The following is a 21,747-nucleotide window of genomic DNA, read 5'->3' as shown; positions in this document are numbered from 1 at the left end:
GGTATGATGTTTCTTGAGGTTTAAAATAAACCAGTTCTTAATCATAGCAGTTATCATAATTCTTACAGCGGGCTTTGCTCAAGCTCAGGATATATTACCTCTTGACCAGATAAAACCGGGCATGGAAGGTGTTGCTAAAACAGTTTTCCATGGATACCGGGTTGAAGAGTTCCCGGTAAAGGTTATAGATGTTATTAAAAATAATGGCCTCGGTGATGACTATATTCTTATAAAAGCCGGTGGGTCTGAAATTGAGAAAATCGGGGGTATTGCTGCCGGGATGAGTGGAAGCCCGGTCTATATTGAGGGAAAACTAGTTGGAGCTATTGGTTATGGCTGGCAATTAAGTGACCACAGGTTTGGCCTGGTTACCCCGATAAAGGAAATGCTTCAATTACTGGAAAGTGAAAAATATCAAACCTTACAGTTTGATAAATTGCAGACTCCTTTATTTGTCAGTGGTCTTGAGGGTAGGGCCTTTAATGCCCTTGAAAATGATCTTAAAAGATATGGGGTTGAGCTGATACCGGGTGGTGTTTATGAAAATAAACCAGGGGTTGATAATGATTTGAAACCAGGTAGTGCGATTGCTGTACAGCTCGCCCGGGGTGATGTCAGTATTGCTTCTATAGGAACGGTTACCTATGTTGAAGGGGATAAGATACTGGCCTTCGGTCATCCTTTTCTAAACAGGGGGGAAACTGATTATCTACTAAGCAAGGCCTATATTAATGGGATTATCCCCAGTATATCTCAACCCTTCAAGCTGGGATCACCTGCATCAAAATTAATAGGCAGGATAACAGCAGACAGGGGGGCCGGTATAGCCGGTGAGCTTCATAGTTTTCCCGAAGTTATTCCCCTTCATATCAGGGTTGTTGACAGGGAGACCGGGTTTGAAGACCTGATAAAGGTTCAGTTGATTAAGGAAGAAAGGTTGTTAACAACCTTAACAACCAATATAGCCCTGCAGGCTGTCGATAATACCCTTGATAGAATCGGAAAAGGTACAGCCCGGGTTAAAGTTAAAATTATAGGAAGCGGGCTACCGGATCTAGAAATAGAAAAGAACAATATTTTTTATAGCCGGGAAGATATTGCGTCATTAGCTTTAACTGATTTATATCGTCTTCTGGATTTGATTACTTTAAACCCCTTCAAAAAAGTTAATATCATGAGCATTCAACTTGATATTGAGGTTTCAAATAATGACAATGTCGCTTTAGTCCAGGAGGCAAGGGTTCTCAATAAGGAGGTAAAACCGGGGGATGTCCTCAGGCTTGAAGTAACTTTACATCCCTACCGTGGTCAGTCATTTACCAGAAACATATCTGTTAAAATTCCTGAAGATATTCAGCCGGGTAGAACCAGTATTGCTATCGATGGTGGTTTTACCAGGGCCCAGACTTATGGTCCTACTCCCGGGGGGGAACAGGAAAATGAGGCTGAATTAAATCAGGCACAGGTTAACGGGTATAAAGATTTTAAGAGTATGCTCGAAGATTTTATGAAACAACCAGATAATAATGAGCTTATTATTGAGGGGTATCCCGGATACCCGGTGGCCCAGATGCCAGAGGATGAAAAACCGGAGTCCGGGGAAGGGAAAGAAAGTGGTTCTCCTGAGGAAGAGCTTCCTGCTCAGGGGGATAAAGGGGATAAAGATGAAGAAGAGAGTAACCAGCCCAGTATTAAAAAAACGGTCAAAACCGATTATGTTCTTGAAGGTAGTTTAACCCTGGATATAAATATTGTAGATAAAAACAATCGGCCGGATGCTGATAAAGCACCTGAAAACCAGGTATTGGAGAAATAAAAAAGCAAACAATACTCCGGGGCCCGGGCTCCGGAGTATTTTTAATGGTATAATACGCTAAATCATATCCTTGAATTGGTCAGTTAAATATATTATGATTTATATGTAGTGGAAGATATAGCAGGTTATGACTTAACAGAAGCAGGTGTATAATTATGAAAGGAAAGTTTTCCCTTAAGACAAAGAAACGTTATCTATTTATATTACTTATATCTGTTTTTATATTAAGTGTAATAATAATACAGGGGAACCGGATTCTGACAATAGCAAGACATGAGCTTATTTTTTATATTGAAAATACCTTTCCTCAGGTTAACAGGTTAGAGGTTAATAATATCAGTATCTGGCCTTTAAATCAATTAACTCTGGAAGGGGTAATGATTGAGACTAAAGATGGAAGTTTATCAATAAAAGCACCCCGGGTCAGGGTTTACTATAATTTGATGGGTATTTTATTTAATAGAGATAACTGGATTGGTAATATTAAGCTGGTATCATTAAAAGACCCGGTTTTAAGGTTTAGTAATTTTGAAGCCCCCTCAGATTCTATTGATCAAACCGGGGATTTAAAGGGATTTACAATTCCCTTTTTTCCTGTAGAAATTAAAAATGGAACTGTTGTCGCTATAAATAAAGACCAGAAAATTGAGTTGGGTAATACTTACCTGGTTTTAAAGGAAGCGGGGAAATCCGGTACAATTTTGTTGAAGTCAGATGTAAGTCTTGAGGGAATACAATATAATAATTATAAAGTGGAACAGGTCAGGATTAATAACCTGGAAGCAGGGATTAAATACAGCCAGGATAACTGGGAAGTAAATCTGAGAACAGGTCAATTTGAACTGAAAAGCCTTGAGGGTATTTTCAGGGAGTTAAATTTGCCAGTCGCGGTTCAGACCATTGATAGTAAGGGAAAATTGACCTTAAATTTAGAGGGTAACACCAGTCAGATTACTGATTATAAAGGAAAACTGGAGTTAAATCAGGGCCAGGTCGGACTAGAGTCTGAATACCTGACAGAAAACAGACTGTCGTCTATACAGGGGATAATATTATTAGATTCAGGGCAAAAGCAGGTGGTTGTTGAGAAACTTAAATTTGATCTGGCCGGTAATCCCTATACATTTAAAGGAGAGCTTAACCATAAAGAAAAAATCCCCAGGATTTATGGTCACCTGGTATCAGAAGGAGTTAACCTCTCTCGGACTGGTTTTAATATCCCTGCTATAAATATGTCAGGACAGGCCCACCTGGATATTACAGTTCTGGGGCGGATGACCTCCCCGGAAGTATTAACTGATATTTATGTGACTGAAGGAGAATTCCAGAACTATGAGATCGGGGAGTTAGCTGCCGAATTAAGATATAAAGATAATATAATTTATATTGATTCACTTGAAGGTAATTTCCAGGATAATAATTCTATTTCGGTAAGGGGAGTATATGATCTGGCTACCAGTTTATATAGTTTCAACCTCAAAGGTACAGATATAAGAATTGCCTTTATAAAACAAAATTTTCCACAATTGAATTTACCTTTATCACAGGGGCAGCTAAATAGCAGGTTGATAATAAGCGGCCAGGGCAACACCCTGACCGGATCCGATATAACCGGTTATATTGAAGTAATAAACCCTCAATACAGGGATATACTCATGGATAGGGTTTTTGCTGAATTATGGTATAACGGGGGTAACCTTATTTTAAATGAGGGAAAGCTGGAAGCGCAATATGGCGATATCTTTTTTCAGGGAAAAGTTAATATAGCGACCTCCAGGGTTGAGCTTGAATACAGTGGTTCAAAAATAAATAGTAAAGTTATACAAAATCTGCTGGATGTAAAGGTGCTGGAAGACCTCGCCGGTTTTGTAAATATTAATGGGAGCATCAAGAATAATCTTGAAAATCCCTTTATTACCATGGACTTATCTTCGAACAGGGTTTGTCTGTATAATAAGGTCTTTCAAAATTTTAATACTTCTATGGAGTATAGAAAGGGTTCTCTGTATATTAACCGTTTAAAGACTGTACTTGAAAATGCAGAAATAAACGGACAGGGTGTTATTAATTTTGCAGCCAGTGAACCGGTGATTAAAACCAGTGTTTCCATTAAAAAATTGGGCTATGATTTCTTCCAGGGAATAAGTGGCCATAAACTACCGGTAACCGGTAATCTTAATGCAGAACTTAAAATCAGAGGGCCTTTAGCTAATCCAGAGCTAACGGGTTATGTAAGTAGTAATAATCCAGTAATTAACTACAATAACAGAGACGTTAAAATAAACACGGCAAAATTTAAGCTTAAATTGTTGAAAAACAATACTTTTTATATAGAAGATGGGGTAGTGGTAAAAGATGACTCCCGGGTAAAAGTGGCCGGTACCATAAACCCTGTTACCAGACAGTTAAATCTGAAGTATATAATAGATAACCTTAACCTTGATGATGTTTACCCTGACCTTGAGGTTGACGGTTCTTTTAACCTGACAGGTAATATTAAAGGCTTATTTGAAGCACCTGATATTTCAGGGGAAATTTGGCCGGGAAGTTTGGTCTATAAGGGAAAAGAAATAAAAAATATAGAAGGTAATTATCATTACAGTAACGGTAAATTGACGCTGGAAGGTTCGTCGTTTAAGGTAGGTCGAAGTAAATATAACCTCTCAGGAATGGTAGAATACCCTTTTTTAGATGTAACCCTGGAGACCAGGGAGGGGAGATTATCTGACCTTACTCCCTTTTTAACCAGTAAGGTTTCTATACCTGAGGATTATTATCTCAGAGGGAGGATAAGGTTAACGGGGCAGTTCAGGAAACTCAGGTCAGCGGTTGACCTTGAGGTTTTTAGCTCTGATGTCAAAGGAGATAAATTAAAAATTTCAGGGAGTATCGGTGATAAATTTAATATTACCCTGGATGGTGACCGTGTCAATCTGGGTAAGATAATCAGTTTTCTGGGGAGTAATGTTAATATTGACGGACAGGTTGATTTTAACGGTAACCTGACCGGTGATATTAATGACTATCTCCTGGCCCTCAATATAAATATAGATGAAGCCATGGTTAATGAATTTAAAATAAATAATATAAATGGGGAAGTTAAGTTAACCCCGGAACGGGTTTATTTGAATCAGACGGCTTTATTACCGGAAGATAGTAGTATTGATGTTGATGGTTTTATACCCTTTAATAAAAATGAGAAAATAGACCTTTATCTCGGTGTTAATGGGGTTTATCTTCCTATTATATCCTCAGCTATTCCTGATTTACCTGATCTCGAAGGATATGCTGATGGTAATATTTACATTAAAGGCCAGATGAATGATCCCTCTTTCGGAGGGAGGCTCTTTCTGTTAGGTGGTGGTATTAACCTCGGCCTTCCTGAAAAGTTCTCACTTATGAAAGGATATCTCAATTTCAGGGGGCAGGAGATTTACCTGGAAAATATTACCGGCAGGTATGGCAGGGGTAGTTTTAGAATAGAAGGTTATGTATACCCCTTTGATCAGGATAAAACCTGGGATATTTTCCTTCAGGGGAAGAATCTACCCTTCAGTCATGGATCCTTTGAGGGGAAGTTTGACCCCAGGGTTAAAATGGTTGGACCCTTGAACAGGCCATTAATTGAGGGGGAATTAATAACCCATCATTTTACCATTGGAATACCCTTTTCCTGGCCAACCGGGAGTGGAGAAGGGGTCAAATTTATTCCAGACCTGGATTTAACCCTTTACCCGGGTGAGGAAGTATACCTGAAAAATGATAATATAGATGTCCTTATTCAGGAAGGAAGCCTTGGCCTCAGTTTTATTGATAATGAATTACAGATGAAAGGCACGCTGACAAGCAGACAGGGGAGTTTTGATATTTACAATAATAAGTTTATTCTGGAGTACGCTGAGGCCAATTTCAGGGAATACCTGGGGTATATCCCTGAACTCCATGTCCGTTCCTATACCCAGGTGGGTAATGTTAAAATTATGGCCCAGGTGGATGGCGCGGCCGATCAGCTGATGATTACCTTTCATTCCAGGCCCGAACTAACAGAGGAACAGATATTGCAGCTTTTAACCAGTAAAGGTGGAGTAAAGGAAATTATTGAAGGTGATGTTAACCAGGCTGTAAAGATGGAAGTGATGAGGATATTTAATAGTTTTCTCCAGATAGATATTGTTGAGGATATAGAAAGTACTTTAAAGGATATCTTCAGGCTGGACCGGGTTGAAATCGATACTTACAATCTGGGCTGGAATCAGGAAGTTAATATCTATCTCGGGAAATATTTAAGTGATAGATTCTATCTACAGTATACCACTACTTTAAAACCAGATAGCCGGGAAAGTGAAGTAGCTTTTCAGTATTTCTTAAGGGAAAATACAGTTTTTGAGGGAAGCTGGCATGGTGAAGATGATTACAGGCTGAGCATTGAAACCAATCTTAAATTTTAAACAAAATCTTAAATAAGGAGAAGTCCCTGATGATAAATGATTATCTAAAACAGTTAGGAAAAATAAAGATACTTGAAGCTGAAGAGGAAAAAGAGTTATGGATAAAATACAAAGACTATAATGACACAGAAGCCCGGCAGAGGTTGATAACTTCTTATCAGCCTCTGGTATTTAAAATAGTAAGACAGTACGCCCGGGATAATGAGGTGGTTATGGACCTTATTCAGGAGGGGACTCTGGGACTTATTGATGCTATTGATTCATATGATCATAAAAGGGGCAAGTCTTTTTCCAGTTATGCCCTTTATTATATCAGGGGCAGGGTTATTAACTATCTTAAAAAAGCTCCAGCCTGTTCTATTCCTGCTGAACTGAGGGCAGCAGGTTCTGAGTTTCTTGAACAACTGGTTACTGAAGGGGACGACCTGGAAGACAGGGTTGAAAAAAATTTAGTAATGGACAGGATAAAAAAAGCAGTCGGTTCCCTGCCCTCCCGTGAAGGTTATATTATCAGGGAAATCTATTTAAAGGATAAAAAACCCAAAAAAGTTGCCGGAGAAATGGGGATAAGCCTGTCATATTTACACCGCTTAAAAAAGAAAGCTGTTAGAAGATTACGGGGGAAATTATCCTGGTCTGTATACCGGGGTCTTCTGTAAAATGATTCCGGCGGTTTTTAGTATTTTAATAAATGATTTTGTAGCTGGTATAATTGATAACGGGAATAAATTTAAGAAATTAAGTGTTGTTATATAGTTTGTGAGAGATAAACTGGAATAATGTCATATAATCGCTGATTATGATGGTTTAGAGGTAGTCGTATTTTTACCCCTTTAGTTGATATTGTATATGAAAAATATAATAAGGTGGTGAAAATACGGGTGTGACTGGTATTATTAAGCATATTTCATTTGCCAGAAAATGGCTTGATAAGGCTGAGGACAGGTTCAGGGCCGGGGATGTCCTGGAAGGAGAATTATTATTAACCCTGGCCGAATCAGAATCCAGAAAGGCCTGGGAAGTTAGTGTGGCATCCCGCAAGGGGAAGATAAAAAAAAGGTCTAAAATATCCCTGTCGCCAGGTCTGGTAACGGTTATCGGACTAATATTTGTATTAGTGATAGTTGGTATTTTTACCTACTTAAATCTTTTTCCACTCTCAGGAGAAGACTATAAACTGAGTTTAGAAGATTACCGGCAAGAGCGGACCCTTGACTTACATAAAAGGGAGGGGCCGCATTTGATTAATGTTAAATTAACTGTTGATAATTGATAATTTAGTAAAAGAAGATGAGGAGGATGTATAGATGAGGATTAAATATAAATCTGTTCTGGTGTTAATAATATTATTATTTGCTTTTAGTACAACCGTACTGGCCGATGAGTTGGAAACAATAACCGGTGTTACAGTACAGGGTAATGAACACATTCCGGCTAAAGAAATTCTTTCTGTTGTTAAAGTAAAGGCCGGTGAAGTTTTTGATCCTGAAGTATTCAAAAAAGACCTGGAGGCAATTTCTAAACTGGGTTATTTTGAAGAGGTAAGGGGCTTTGTTAAGCCACACGAAGGGGGGCTTATGGCGGTTTTTGAAGTTACAGAAAACCCCCTGATAGAGGGCTATGAAATAACAGGTAATACGGTTTTTAAGGACCCGGAGATTATATCCTGGCTGGGTCTAATGGAAGGACAGGTTTTTAATATTAATGATGCCAGAGATGGAATGAATAATGTTAGAAATAAGTACCGGGAAAATGGCTATTTTATAAATTATAAAGATGTCAGATTTAATGATGGTATTTTCTATTTAACTCTGAATGAAGCCCGTCTTAATGATATAATTATTAAAGGCAATGAAAAAACCAAAGATTATGTAATCCGCAGGGAACTGGAGATTGAGGAAGGCGATATAGTTAATGTTGAAAAGATCAGGGAAGGTTATTTTAATCTACTCAAGCTGAACTTTTTTCAGGAGGTAAAACCAAACCTGAAACCAACTGATGACCCTGGAAAACTTGACCTTGTAATTGAAGTTAAAGAGACTAAAACCGGAAATGCCAACTTCGGTGTTTCTCATAGTACCAGGGATGGGTGGTTTGGATATGTTAATGTCAGGGAAAGAAATCTTTTAGGAAAAGGCCAGACCCTTGGTTTTGAACTGGAATATGGTGGCGAAGTTCAGAATTATTCTATATACTATTATGAACCATGGCTTCTGGGAACCCCTACTTCTTTTGGTATTAGCATTTATGATAAGACTTCAGATGATGTTACTTCAGAGGATAAGAAATATGTTGAACATAGAAGAGGGGGTAATTTATCCTTTGGGCATGACCTCAATGAAGACTGGTATGGCCAGGTTAAACTAAAAATAGAGGATTCTGAAATAGACTGGGATGATACTAATATTCCTGATGAATCAGGAAGTACCCGGAGTTTAACCCTGATGACCAGAAAGGATACCAGAAATCATCCCCTTTACCCGACTTCAGGGGGAGTAAATACAGTTTCTGTTGAATATGCCGGTCAGGCCCTTGGTGGTGATTATAACTTTACTAAATATAATTTAGATGTCAGACGGTATTTCCAGGGCTTTAAGGATAAACATGCCTGGGCTGTTAAGATGGAGACGGGGATTGGTGAAGGTGATATACCTGTTGTTGAACAGTACCGCCTGGGTGGTTCTAATACCCTGAGAGGGTATGACCGGGGAGACTTCACCGGTAAAAATATGCTGTTATTTAATGTTGAATACAGTTTTCCAATTGTTGAAAGAAAACTGGATGGAGTAGTTTTTGCAGATGCCGGGAATACCTGGGATAAACTTGAAAATGTTGACCTGACAGATTTAAATTATTCTACCGGCCTGGGAGTCAGATTAAATACTCCCCTCGGAAAAATCAGGCTGGATTACGGTTTTGATGAAGACTGGAATGGTAAGTTCCACTTCAGTCTGGGGCCAACCTTTTAGATAAAATTAAGCTAACTTAAGGAGGATAAATAGTTATGAATATCAAAAATAAACTGGTTAAAAATAAACTGGGATACCCAACCATAATACTGATAACTGTACTGGTTATTACATTTTTGTTTAATCCAATTTCCATTTTGAAAGCCGGTGATGAAGCAGAGGGTAAGATAGCCTATGTAGATGTTCAGGCAGTCTTCAATGAACATCCGGAAAAAGTTAAAGCGGAAAAAGAGCTTAACCAGCTGGCCCAGTCCATGCAGGCTGAGCTTGAGGAAAAGGCTAAAAACCTGCCGGAATCAGAACAGCAGGAACTGGTAAATGAATACCAGATGAAATTGACAAGACAGGAACAGGAAATGATCCATGGCTTGCTGGTTAAAATTGATAAGGCTATAAAAATAGTTGCCGAACAGAAAAAGGTCAGGCTCGTCCTTGATAAAAAGAATGTTATTTACGGTGGTTATGATTTAACCCAGGATGTTATAGATTATATTAAAGAAAATTATGAGGAAACAGAAAAAGGGGTAGTGGACACTGATGTTAGTTTAGATGATAAGGGCAATTCCCGGAATTAAGATAGTATTTATAATTAATTTTTCTTATCTCAAAAACGGGTAACAACTTTCATTAAACTTAATTAATAATTATAATAGAAAGGGGGCAGGGGATGTGATGGGAAAGAGAAAGATAGTATTACTGTTAATCTTGATTTTACTTTCTGGTATTACTGTGTTCAGTGCCCGTATGCCACATGGGAATACATCCCCTGAACCCGGAACTGGCAATCTGGAGCAGAGGATAGAAGATGAACTGGATTTTGAGGTTGAGATGGAAACAGAGCTTATTGAAGCCCGGAAAGACTCAATAAAAAGACAGCTATCCCTCCTGGAAAAGCAGCAAAAGATGTATCTGCAAAAAAAACAGGATATTGAGTCACATATTGAGGAAATACTCAATAATGTCAGGGAAGAATACCAGCAAAAAATAGATGAAAAACATCAGGAGATGTTAAAGGAATTAAAGACCTTTGAGGATAAAAAACTACAGGAAGTCAGAGAAAAATTACTGGTTAAAAAAGAAGTCTTTGGCTCTAAACTGGAAAAAATGGTTAGCAGACTAAAACAGGAAACTTTAAACAAACTTATGGGATACAGGCAGGATATTACCAATCAATATTATCCTGATATATTAAATTATAAACTCAAGTTAGAAATTATTGAATTAACACCTGAAGAAAAAGAGGACTATGAAAACAAACTCAGGGAAATAGAGGCTAAAAAGGAAAGATTATTTAAACAAAAAGAAGAAGAGCTAAACCAAGAACTTCAGAATCGAATTAAGAGTCTGGAAAAGGAGTTTCACAGTAAGTTAATGGCCTATCAGACCTTGATTAATCAGGAAACCAGAAAACAGATTGAGAAAAAAAGGACTGAGCTTGAAACTGATTTTAAAGATTATGTTGACAGGCAACAAAAATTAATGGAAGAAGCAATGGAATTAAAGCTGGAGGAAAATAGAGATAAAAGCCTGAAAGAACTTTCCTCTATAAAAAAGGTTTTAGAAAAAATTAATCAACAATATTCCAATCTTAAAAGGGAACTAGCCGATCTGGAAAAGAAGGGGAGTGAAGGTGGTAAATGAAAAAATTATTAGTAGGTTTTATAATGGTAATTATGTTAATTACCCTTACTTCCTGTGGAAACAATACCCCCAGGATTGCTGTGCTGGATGTTGATCTCCTGTTACAGAAAAGCCATCTGGCCCAGGAACTTCATAATGATCTGGTTGAATTAGGGACTAATTTACAGCAGGAATACCTCGAAAAAGAAGAATCTTTAACTGATAAAGAAAAGCAAAATGAACTGGAAAAAATGGACCAGGAGTTTATGAGGAATAAAAAGCAGATGGAACAGGTTTTAAATGGCCGGATAAATACTATAATTAGTCAGCTGGCCAGAGAGAAAAACCTGGATGTAGTTGTAGATAAAAATAGTACCTATTATGGTGGAATTGACATTACAGGAGAAGTTATAGAACGTCTAGATGAAATAGCTGGAGAGGATGATGGTGGTAATGGACAGGGAGAAAAATAGTTATACGGCCCGGGAACTGGCCCACCTGGTGGGTGGAGAACTGGTTGGAGACCCCGACCTGGTTATCAAGGGGGTCAGCGGTGTTGGAGAAAGCAGGCCAGACACTGTTACCTTTGCTGAAAATTCCACTTATTTAGACAAGGCTGAACAGTCCAGAGCAGGGTTAGTTATTGTTCCCGAGGAGATAGAGGAGAGTAGCAAAAATATAATCAGGGTTAAAAATCCCCGTCTGGCCTTTGCCAGAATTGCTTCCCATTTTGCCCCTGATATGCTGTATCGCCCCGGGATAGATGAGACTGCTGTTATTTCCAGTACTGCCTGTATTGGGGAGGATGTATCCATTCATCCCCATGTAGTTATTGATAAAGAGGCAGTAATTGGTGACAGGGTTATACTTGCTCCCGGGGTCTATGTAGGTCCCGGGGTGGAAATTGGGGATGATACAGTCATCCATGCCAATGTTGTTATTGAGTATGATACTGTTATTGGTAGTAATGTTATTATCCACGGGGGAACTGTTATCGGATCTGATGGTTATGGTTTTGTGACTGATGAAAAAGGCCATCATAAAATTCCCCAGTTGGGGAATGTTATTATTGAAGATAATGTAGAAATCGGGGCCAATGTTACTGTAGACCGCGGTACCAGTGGGCCGACTGTAATAAAACAGGGGACCAAGATCGATAACCTGGTTCAGGTTGCCCATAATGTTCAGGTTGGAGAGGAAAACTTAATTGTGGCCCAGGTCGGGGTTGCCGGTAGTACCAGGCTCGGCCGGCGTGTTACCCTGGCAGGAAAAGTCGGGGTGGCCGGTCATATTGAGCTCGGTGATAATAGTACTATTGCTGCTGGAAGCATAGTTACCAAGAATACCCCCTCAGGGGTTTTTTATTCTGGCAACCCGGCTCATGACCATCGGGAGGAATTGAAGGAACAGGCTGCAAAAAGAAGACTACCGGAATTGCTTAAAAAAGTTAAGGAGCTGGAAAAAAGAATACAGGAACTTGAAAGGAGCTAGCTGAAATGAAGAAGATTACCCTGTTTATGTTTCTGTTTCTATTCCTTGTGGCTGTAAATGGTGTATCAGAGGCAGTAGTTAAGGGAGAGCTGGTTAATATACCAACAGCTGATTTTATAGCAGACAGGGGATTGGTTAGTGTTGAGGCTGATTCCAGTGCCAACAGGGTGGTAAAAGGACTGTTTGCAATTCATCCCCGGTTAATTGTCGGTGGCATGGTTGAGTTTAACAGGTGGAATGAGAGCGAACTCGGGGTAGTGGTCAAAACTGTATTAGTTGATGAAGATAATAACCAACCTGCGGTGGCTGCCGGGATATATGGTCGGGATATATTTGTTGTAGCCAGTAAAAATCTCGGCCTCGGTTTCGGTCTCAGGGGCCATCTGGGTCTCGGTAATGGTGAGCTAGAAGGGCTTTATTTAGGTGTTAGTAAGGTGATCAATCCGGTTACCATTGAAGTAAGTGGTGAAAACAATACTTCTACCTTGCCTCCCTTAATGATAATGGGGGAATATGTTAACCGGAATATTAACGTGGGTTTAAGGTTACCCCTGAAGGAAGATTTATTGCTGGACCTTAGTGCCATTAATATAGGTTCCCTTGATTCCGGAAGCTTAAGGGCAGGATTATCATATAGTTTTTAGGGCTGAAGATTATCAGGTTTATACATAAAAACCCCGGTTAAACCGGGGTTTTTTAATATCCTGCAAAAATTTTCAGGACCTTATATTCAGGTCAATATTTACGATAACCGGGGAATAGTCGGAAGAAGAAACGATATCTTCTGCCTGACCGTAATAGTCACCCCGGTCAACAACGTGGTTGTTATTTGTATCAAGCCATCCTATTACTGTCCAGACTCCTTTTCTAACTTTAATGGAGTAGTTGCCGTAAACATCAGGGGTCGTAATTGGCCTGGCCTCCTCAACATAATCCAGGGTTTTACCATTAAAGTTATTATCAAGGATGTATATTTTTATTTCACTTAAAGAATAGGTACTGGCCCCATTATTACTACTTTTATTATTACTATCTTTGTTGTTAAGGCCGGTACTGCTATCATTGCTAAAATTATTATTACTATCAGTATTACTATCTGGTGCTAATCCCAGAGCTCTTACAGGGTTTATAAGTCCAGCTCCATACTCTCCATCAGCTCCCGGTTGACCCAGGTCCCTGGCTGTTTCTTTTAGAATGTCTTCAATATATGAGGGGTTACTATAACCGGCACTATATAGCAGGGCCACCAGTCCCGTGACATGCGGTGCTGCCATGGAAGTGCCCTGAGCCCAGGTGTACTGGTGGACCGGTTTTGAACCGGACATATAACCGGCTGTACTTAATATGTTATTATCAGGGACCGGAATACTGCTGTCTCCACCCGGAGCTACAACATCAAGGTCCTCTCCATAATTTGAATAGTAGGCCCTATCCAGTTCTGGCCCTACGGCTCCAACGCTTATTACCCGGGAGTACCGGGCCGGGTATAAAATCGGGCTTGTACCATTATTACCGGCTGCGGCAACAACGGTAACCCCATTATCCACGGCATAATTAACGGCTTCTTCAAGGGAATATGAACTACTGGGGCCTGCCAGGCTAAGGTTGATGACATCTGCACCATGGTCCACAGCCCACCTTATCCCTGATATAAGGGAGCTATACCCCCCACTTCCATCAGGGCCGATTACCCTGATGGGCATTATTTTAATATTCCAGTTGAAGCCGGATACCCCTTCACTATTATTGGTTACGGCCCCGATGATACCGGCTACATGGGTTCCATGACTAAAATCAGGTGAGGTATCGGTCGGGTCAGTATCATTGTCAACAAAATCATAACCTGCTGTTATCCTTCCCTGAAGGTCAGGGTGTCCCGGAAGGATACCGGTGTCGATAACGGCTACAGTTATGTCCTCACTGCCGTGGTAATGTTCCCATACCTTTTCCATATTGAGAATTTTATAATTCCACTGGCGGGGGTAATAGGTATCATCAGGAATTGCCTGAATATGGACCAGATAGTCAGGCTCGATGTATTCTACCATTGGATTTTTTTCCATATTAGTTATTAACTGTCCCGGGGACCGGGTCCCTTCAATTTTAATTTTATATGTGTTTTTAGCAATTTTTTCTATGGGCCTGGCCTTACCCTGCAAAATATTTTTTTTAAGAGAGCTGTAACTTAAGGTTTCAGCCAGTTTAAGTATATAGACTCCGGGGGTGTGGGCGGTAGAGATAGAAGAAGTGGCCAGTGGAATTGAATTTAAGTTCTTATTGATATTTACCGGATGAATAATTTTATTAACAGTTGAGGAATTGGGTTCACCAAGGGTAACCTTACCCTTGATTATTCCATATCCGGTGTCAGAATAATCCTGAGTTATGGGTGAACAGGCTGATAGAGAAAACATCAATATTATGGATAGAATAAATAGTTTCAGGGCTAAGGTCACCTGTCCAACTCCGGGTTTCCTTAAAACATATGTAACTCTAGTAAACATGTTACTGCCTCCATTTCATGAGTTATTCCCGTATTTGTTTTCAGGTTCAGGTACAGACAACAAGTCCAATTTGTTCTTTTAATTGATTTTTTAAATAAGTTTCATATTAAGAAAATGATTACTTAAGAAAATAATAACTATTTTATCAGGTTCTTGAAAACCTGAAAGTTTTAATTTTCTTTTTTTATATCCTCAGTAAATAAATTGGCTCTTTTCCTTTAAATTCCTTCAGGTACTTGATGGTATTTTTTTTCTTGCAGGTTTTTTGCTATAAATGCTAGAATAATATAATGGAACATAAAATATCAAAAAATGGAGTTATGGTGACATAAACTATGAAGAAATTATGGAGCAAAAGGATTATTGATGTATATATAATAAAAGAAGTCTTATACCCATTTTTAATAGGTGTCAGTATTATCGGGGTTATCATGCTGAGTGGATTGTTACGCCAGTTAAGTGATTTAATTATTATTAAGAAAATCCCCGTGGCAGTGGTATTAAAACTTCTTTTGTATCAATTACCTGAGATTATTGTCCAGACCTTTCCTATTGCAATTTTATTTGCAACCATGTCCGGGATGGGTCGGCTTAACCGTGAAAACGAATTTACGGCCCTGAGGATGGGAGGAATCAGCCTTTACCGGTTAATTCTACCCCTGTTGATTCTGGGAATTGTTATCAGTGGTATGACTTACCTACTAAATGAGGAGATAGTCCCCTGGACCAAACACCGGGCCCAGAATATTATAAGGAAATCTGTTCTTAAAGAAGTCCCTCCAGATATAAAGGAAAATGTCTTTTTTAAAGGCCCGGACGGGCGTCTCTTTTACGTTGGCAGGTTTGACAAAGAGGATAATATTATGAAGAAAATAGTGGTATATACCTTTAAAGGAGACAATGGCTATCCCCTTATTGTAACAGCCAATCTGGGTGAAGTCTATAAGGAAAAATGGGTTTTAAAAAAGGGGTTTATCCACCGTTATAATGGTGAAGGTCATCTTACCATGGAGACCCGGTTTGATGTTATGGAGATTAAAATAAATACAGAGGTCCACAACTTTTTTGCTGATCAAAAGACCCCTGATGAAATGAGTCGTGAAGAGCTTAAAAAGGAGATAGACCTGTTTCAGAACAGCGGGATCGATGTTCACTCTTTACTGGTCGATTACCACCTGAAACTATCCATGCCTCTGGCTGCCCTGATTTTCATACTGATTGGAACTCCCTTAAGCCTGACCAGTAAGGACAGCCGGTCCTTTAGTATTATTTTCACAATTGTCGTTGTCTTTTTATATTATTTTGTCATGTCTTTGTCCCGGTCATTCGGCCGGAACGGAAGGCTTGATCCAGTGCTGGCTGCCTGGCTCCCGAATATAATATTCAGTATTATCGGGATTACCCTTCTCATCTGGCGGGAGTCATGGCGTAATCTTCTGAGGAAATTGCTGGTGTTTTTACCGGTGTTTTTTATAATTATGTTAATTTTTTTTCCTTCTCCAGCGTCTGCCGGGTCCCTTAAACTTAAAGCCGATAATTATAAATACCATGGTTTTGAGGAAAAGCTGGTCGAGATTACCGGTGATGTCAGTGGGGAATTCGGCAAACTGTATCTTATAGCAGACCGGGTTACCATAAAACAAAAAGATGGTAGTGAAGATATAGATTCCAGTCCTCAGGAGGTTATTGTCAGTCAGACCCGCTTTACTGGGTGTGACCTTGATAAACCCCACTATTTTTTCAGGGCCAGGGAGGTTATTATCTACCCAGATGACCACCTGGAAGCAAAACATGTTACCTTCTGGGAGCTCAATGGTAAACTCCCTTTGTTTTACTGGCCTTATTTATATATTTCCCTTAAGGAAAAGACCAACCGGTTAATTCCCCGGGTTGGACATAATGCCCGACGGGGCTGGTTTGTTAAAGCAACCTATTATTACTGGTATAAAAAAGAACTCCCCGGAGAGCTTTATATTGATTATTATACCCGTTCGGGTTATGCAGGAGGATTTAAACAGTATCTGGTCTATAGGCCAGATCTGAAAGCTTCGGTGTATTTTTATTCCCAGGAAAACCGGGAAAAGATTTCAGGGCTATTTGACTGGCAGGGAGCCCTGGAATATTATGATAATATCGGCAGCTGGAAAACGGATACTGATTTAAAGTATACAAGGTATGACAATTACCATTATACCAGGGGACACATCAATTTAAGTAATAATGAAGGTAAGGGAAAATTAAATCTTGCTTCAAGCTTTGATTCCAGGGATTATTTTACCGGTAACACTGATGATGATATAAACCTGGATGTTGATTTCTCCTATCGGTATAATTTCGGGAGTGGCTGGTATATCAATCTTATATATAACCGGGACTACCTGCTAAACCCGGAAGATGGTTTAAAATCGAGATGGGGGAGTAAGAGTTATTTGCAGAAAACCGGTAATAAATATAAGATGAAACTTCTTTTAGAGAGATATGACCCTAAACTAAGTGCTGAAGACGAAGTTTCTTTCTATCGCTGGCCAGAGCTTTCTTATAATTACACGTTCGGGGGTGGCTTTTCCGGTGAGGCTGTCTTCGGTAACTATTATGAAGACGATTCGGGGATAGAGGGTTACCGGGCTTCAGGAGGGCTTAATTATTATCGTAAATGGTCACCGATAAAAAAGACCCGGGTTACTTTTAATCAGGGTATTAAGGGACGTTATTACAGGGTTAAAAACACCGTGGAAGAAGATAATGATGTGATTTACTCCGGTTACAGTGAGTTGCCCTACCTTTTTTCTTATGATAGCCGGATTGGGCTTAATATTGACATTACTTCTCGTTTGGAACTGGATAACACATATTCCTATACCTGGCCCCTGGGGGCTACCCCCTTTAATTTTGACGAGGTAAAGCCCCGGGAAGAGATCAGGAATAAATTGACTTATCAAAAGGGTGATTTTGATTTCGAGCTTAAAGGTGGCTTTGATATATATAATTACCGGTATCTCCCCATAAGCGCCATTCTGGAATGGCAGATAACACCTGACTGGGAGGTAAGTGCCGGAACAACCTATGATTTAAATAATAATTCTTATGGTACTTTTGCTCTCAAGAGTAAATATAGTGACGGTAGATGGCTGAATAATACAGCGTTGACCTTTGATCCTGATAATAATAAGCTTATGGCCTGGGATAGTAAACTTACTTATGAGCTGGAAGAAAACTGGTATGTTGAAGTCAATGCCAGTTTTGATTATGTCAACAATGATATAAAGCAGGCCAACCTGGCTGTAAAAAAGGACTTCCACTGCCGGGAATTATGGTTTGCCTATGATTACCTCAAGGAAGAATTTACTGTTGAATATAGACTGGACCTCTTTCCGGATCAGGGTTTTAAATTTGGTACCAGCCGCGAAGAATCATTTATGTTTGATGTTGGTATCAAGGACCTGCTGGGTATAAATTAAAAAATTATCCTGGTGCATATATTTAAGACTTAATTGTTATTAAGTTTTAATGTTTATTAAATTGATTATTAAGTTAGAGTATAGCCGGTCAGGCATATATAGTAATAGCCATGATAAGTTCTGGTCCGGGATAATAATTCAGGTAATAATCTTATATAATAATGGGTTTTAAGGAAGGGGTTTAAAATGAAGAAATATCCTACAGGCATTATTATTGCTTTTCTTCTGGTAATTAACCTGGTTGTGACCTGTAATACCGGGTTGGCTGCAGATACTTCTCAGGATACAGTAACTATTAAAACAGGGTTATATAAATCTTCTGAAGGGGAGATGTTCCTCTCAAGGGGGGTTACCATAATAAAAGGGGAGAATAAAATTACCGCTCCCCGGGGTACTTATTACGAAAAAGAAGAGAAGGCCATTCTTAAAGGTGGGGTTAAACTTACCCGGAAAGACGGGGATATCAATAGTAAAATGCTGACAGTTTTATTAAATAAAGATATTTATATTTTTGAGGATAATGTCGAGTTATTTTATCAGGTTAAAGAAAAAGGGGCAGATGGGCCCAAAGAAATGGAGCTTAAGGCCCCTTATCTTGAATTATCTACTGCTGATAATTCATTTGTGGCCCGCAATGGGGTAACTATCAAGTATGATAACCGGGTTATAAAGGGTGATAGAGCGGTCTACAGTGATGAAAAGCAAACCCTGGAGTTGTATGATGATGTAAAGGTCCAGGAAAAGGATGGAGACTGGATTCAGAGCAAAAAAGCGGTCTTTAACCTGGAAACAGGTGAATTTGAGGCCGAAGGAGAAGTTGAAATAGAGCTAAAAATAACCTCCGAATAGATACAACCAATATCCATAAATTGGTTGCTGGATAACATTTACACTCCCTTCCATAGGATGGTATAATAGGGTTTGGATGGGAGTGGAGGATATGTTTATACTAAAAACCGATTTCAGAAAAGACCTGCTAGTTCTATTTATAATTACTGTACTTATTGGTACCATTCTTGTACTTACCGGAGGATATATTACCAAAAATTATTTTTCCCACATGGTCAGTGGTGTAATCGGGGAATATGGTGAGTATGACCTCCTGTTTATCCTGTCCGGGGATAAAGAAAATATTGCCCTGGAACAGATAAAAAAAGTTGTTGATTCGACCCTGCCGGGCTCTGTTTTAAAGGCAGGTCCCCGGGTGGCCGGGAGTAGTAATTACCTCCTTAAAATACCGGAAGAGTTTAAAAAAGAGGAGGTTTACTCCAGGATATACACATACTTTTCCGACATTCCCGGGATTATGAGTAAAAATATAATAACAGAACCGCGGCTTTCAATCAGGGGTTTCAGGGGAGAAACCCTCCCTGTTATCAGGCCCCGGATAGAGAAAATAGAAGGTATTGATTTTCTTTATCCCATCGGGAATGGGATTGACGTAATTGTTAAAAGTCCGGAACTGGTTCCCCGGGTTAAAGAACAAATTAATCGTATCCTGGGAGAATATAAACTCCTTGAGATTCGTTATCCCTTAAACCAGCATCCCGAGGACATGGAAAAGAAAAAGAAAAAGATAATAGGTAAAATCAAAGACGAAATAGATGGGATTAAGGTATATGATGTTACCGGTACTGTTAGTTCTGACCGGGTTTCTCTTTTAAATAGTTTAAAGCAGATGAAAGATTTCCTCTTGTCATATGCTACTACTGTTATTATTTCTGAAGTGGAAGATAGTTCCCGCTACTCTGTCGGGGGGATCTTAACTGCCCGGAATAAAGATGGAGAAAAGATTCTTTTAAAGATTATCAATAATAAAGATAATCGTATTACCTGTCTGGTCCAGAATGGGAGCCTTGCTGCTGACAAAAGTAGTTTAAAGGTTTATTATCATAATAGTGAAAATGGGATTACTTATATTGGTCAGGGTAGGATTAATAACCCCAGACAGGATCTGGCTGAAGCCCTGGAAAGCCTTAATGAAATTACCCCGAGGCTAAATTCGTTTCTGGAGCAGAGTGAAGAGTTAATAACCCACAGTGATCGTATCGGTAAAGACCTGAAGAATATTAATGAAGGCCTGGCCCGGGTTGAAGAAACCAGTCGTAAACTCAATAAAACCCTGGATGAATGGAGAAAAGAAGGATTGACCGTTTTTCTTTATGACCTGCTTGCCGTTCTTGACGATATTGAGAGAAATATAGGTGACCTTGAAAATATTAAAACCGAACTTATAACTACCAGTAACCAGTTAAAGGAGATAGCGGGCCTGATTGAAGAAAAACTTGTTTTTGTTCCCAGGAATAATCTATATAATGAACTTAATGATTTAAAAAACCTCTTTCTTAAGCTTTCTACCACCCTGGATCAAAATTACGATTTAATCTCTAGGCAGATAGACGGAAATAATTCGATGGTGGCTTCAATAGATACCTGGCAGGATAAAATAAAGTCATTACTGAAGGTTGAGAATACCCTGAATGATAATGTAAATTATGATGATATCGGTGAGATTGCCAGTAAAATAGAAGAATCAGCCCGGGTTATTGATACTGCAAATATAGAGAATAACCTGACATCTGTCCGGGATTTAATGGTTGAGTTAAAAAACGGCCAGATCCCTGTAATTATGGAACAGCTGACCTATATTCAAAATTCCTTACCGGAGATGGAGGATAAGGAGATTGTCGAAACAATAGAGTTAATCGATAGTTACCTGGCCGGGCAGGTGATACCCGGAGACCAGATTCAGCTTTTAGTCAGTGGTAATTATAAAAACCAGGAATTGAGGGAAGAGGTAAAGGGTATAGTTAATAATCCCTCGGTAAGCTTTTTCGAAATGGAATCAGGTATTTTACAGCCCAATCCCCGGGGAGAGTTATTTAGGATATTAAGCCAGGTTAAGGCTGTTATTTCAACAATAATAGCTTTGATTTTTACCCTCCTGGTAATGATGCTTGACCAGACCCTGATAGTCAGTGTAATTAAATTAAATGGAGGACGGGGATATGTCTACAGTTTTGTTGTTGGTGGACTTACCTTTAGCCTGATCTGCCTTTTGAGCAGGATCAATTTCCCCTACCTTAACTTTAATATTGAGTTTTTGATAGGTGGGGTTATCGGGCTAATAATGGCCCTTCTCTCCGGGATGTTAAACCCGGTAAAAAAAGAAGAGTGGGAAGCGGGTAAGGCCCTCGGCTTTTCTCCAGCCGGGATTATGCATGAAATAATTATTCCGTCGGGTAAACCGGGTTTACTATATTTATTAAACCTCCCTAAAATGATATTTAAGTAAGGCTATTTTGTTTCCGGTTCACAATAATTATCAGGTCTTTCTTAATTGGTTTTTTATGGCCGTCAAACTGGCTGACGAATTTGAAAACCGCTTAAAATTTGAAAATCAATCGTTAGTATGAAATTTATAATTATATATGGAATTTA

Annotated in this window: 14 protein-coding genes; 13 read left to right on the top strand and 1 reads right to left on the bottom strand. The window is 39.2% G+C overall.

The genetic code is table 11. From position 1 onward, the window contains the following. Positions 1-13 precede the first annotated feature (13 nt). From HORE_RS09215 to HORE_RS09170, 10 genes are all read left to right on the top strand, one after another. A complete protein-coding gene (locus HORE_RS09215) occupies positions 14-1,816 on the top strand; it encodes a SpoIVB peptidase S55 domain-containing protein (protein WP_015923491.1) in 1,803 nt (600 codons plus the stop codon). 155 nt (positions 1,817-1,971) lie between these two features. Further along, complete coding sequence (locus tag HORE_RS09210) at positions 1,972-6,264, top strand: translocation/assembly module TamB domain-containing protein (protein WP_015923490.1); 4,293 nt, start codon at positions 1,972-1,974, stop codon at positions 6,262-6,264. Positions 6,265-6,293: 29 nt separating this feature from the next. Beyond that, positions 6,294-6,923: a sigma-70 family RNA polymerase sigma factor gene (locus HORE_RS09205; protein ID WP_015923489.1), complete on the top strand. Its 630-nt coding sequence runs from the start codon at positions 6,294-6,296 to the stop codon at positions 6,921-6,923. Between the two features lie 224 nt (positions 6,924-7,147). Beyond that, positions 7,148-7,537, top strand: coding sequence for a hypothetical protein (locus HORE_RS09200; RefSeq protein WP_015923488.1), 390 nt, complete (start codon positions 7,148-7,150; stop codon positions 7,535-7,537). A gap of 34 nt (positions 7,538-7,571) precedes the next feature. Beyond that, positions 7,572-9,233 (top strand): BamA/OMP85 family outer membrane protein, encoded by a 1,662-nt coding sequence (locus HORE_RS09195; RefSeq protein ID WP_015923487.1) that lies wholly within the window; start codon positions 7,572-7,574, stop codon positions 9,231-9,233. A 35-nt stretch (positions 9,234-9,268) separates the two neighbouring features. Continuing rightward, on the top strand, positions 9,269-9,808 hold the full coding sequence (locus HORE_RS09190) for an OmpH/Skp family outer membrane protein (RefSeq protein WP_015923486.1): 540 nt from the start codon (positions 9,269-9,271) through the stop codon (positions 9,806-9,808). Positions 9,809-9,902: 94 nt separating this feature from the next. Beyond that, a complete protein-coding gene (locus HORE_RS09185; RefSeq protein ID WP_041606041.1) occupies positions 9,903-10,874 on the top strand; it encodes a hypothetical protein in 972 nt (323 codons plus the stop codon). Continuing rightward, positions 10,871-11,326 carry an OmpH/Skp family outer membrane protein gene (locus HORE_RS09180; protein ID WP_015923484.1) on the top strand — a complete coding sequence of 152 codons (456 nt, stop codon included), beginning with the start codon at positions 10,871-10,873 and terminating at the stop codon, positions 11,324-11,326. Before HORE_RS09185 ends, HORE_RS09180 begins: the two co-directional genes overlap by 4 nt. Further along, a complete protein-coding gene (gene lpxD / locus HORE_RS09175; RefSeq protein ID WP_041606039.1) occupies positions 11,307-12,344 on the top strand; it encodes a UDP-3-O-(3-hydroxymyristoyl)glucosamine N-acyltransferase in 1,038 nt (345 codons plus the stop codon). The genes HORE_RS09180 and lpxD overlap by 20 nt, the downstream gene beginning before the upstream one ends. Positions 12,345-12,349: 5 nt before the next feature. Beyond that, positions 12,350-12,988 carry a hypothetical protein gene (locus tag HORE_RS09170; protein ID WP_015923482.1) on the top strand — a complete coding sequence of 213 codons (639 nt, stop codon included), beginning with the start codon at positions 12,350-12,352 and terminating at the stop codon, positions 12,986-12,988. Positions 12,989-13,060: 72 nt separating this feature from the next. Here the strand turns inward: HORE_RS09170 and HORE_RS09165 are convergent, their stop codons facing one another. Beyond that, positions 13,061-14,848, bottom strand: coding sequence for a S8 family peptidase (locus HORE_RS09165; protein WP_015923481.1), 1,788 nt, complete (start codon positions 14,846-14,848; stop codon positions 13,061-13,063). A gap of 335 nt (positions 14,849-15,183) precedes the next feature. On the opposite strand from HORE_RS09165, the gene HORE_RS12530 reads away from it, so the two are divergent. From HORE_RS12530 to HORE_RS09150, 3 genes are all read left to right on the top strand, one after another. Beyond that, positions 15,184-18,306, top strand: a complete 3,123-nt coding sequence (locus tag HORE_RS12530) for a YjgP/YjgQ family permease (RefSeq protein ID WP_015923480.1) — start codon at positions 15,184-15,186, stop codon at positions 18,304-18,306. A gap of 186 nt (positions 18,307-18,492) precedes the next feature. Further along, on the top strand, positions 18,493-19,155 hold the full coding sequence (gene lptC, locus HORE_RS09155) for an LPS export ABC transporter periplasmic protein LptC (protein ID WP_015923479.1): 663 nt from the start codon (positions 18,493-18,495) through the stop codon (positions 19,153-19,155). Positions 19,156-19,246: 91 nt separating this feature from the next. Then, complete coding sequence (locus HORE_RS09150; RefSeq protein ID WP_041606037.1) at positions 19,247-21,601, top strand: ABC transporter permease; 2,355 nt, start codon at positions 19,247-19,249, stop codon at positions 21,599-21,601. Positions 21,602-21,747: the final 146 nt, after the last annotated feature.

The sequence above is a fragment of the Halothermothrix orenii H 168 genome (assembly GCF_000020485.1).
In the GTDB taxonomy this organism is placed as follows: domain Bacteria; phylum Bacillota; class Halanaerobiia; order Halanaerobiales; family Halothermotrichaceae; genus Halothermothrix; species Halothermothrix orenii.
The sequence above is the reverse complement of the archived record's forward strand: the minus strand, read 5'-3'. Positions and strand labels throughout refer to the sequence as shown.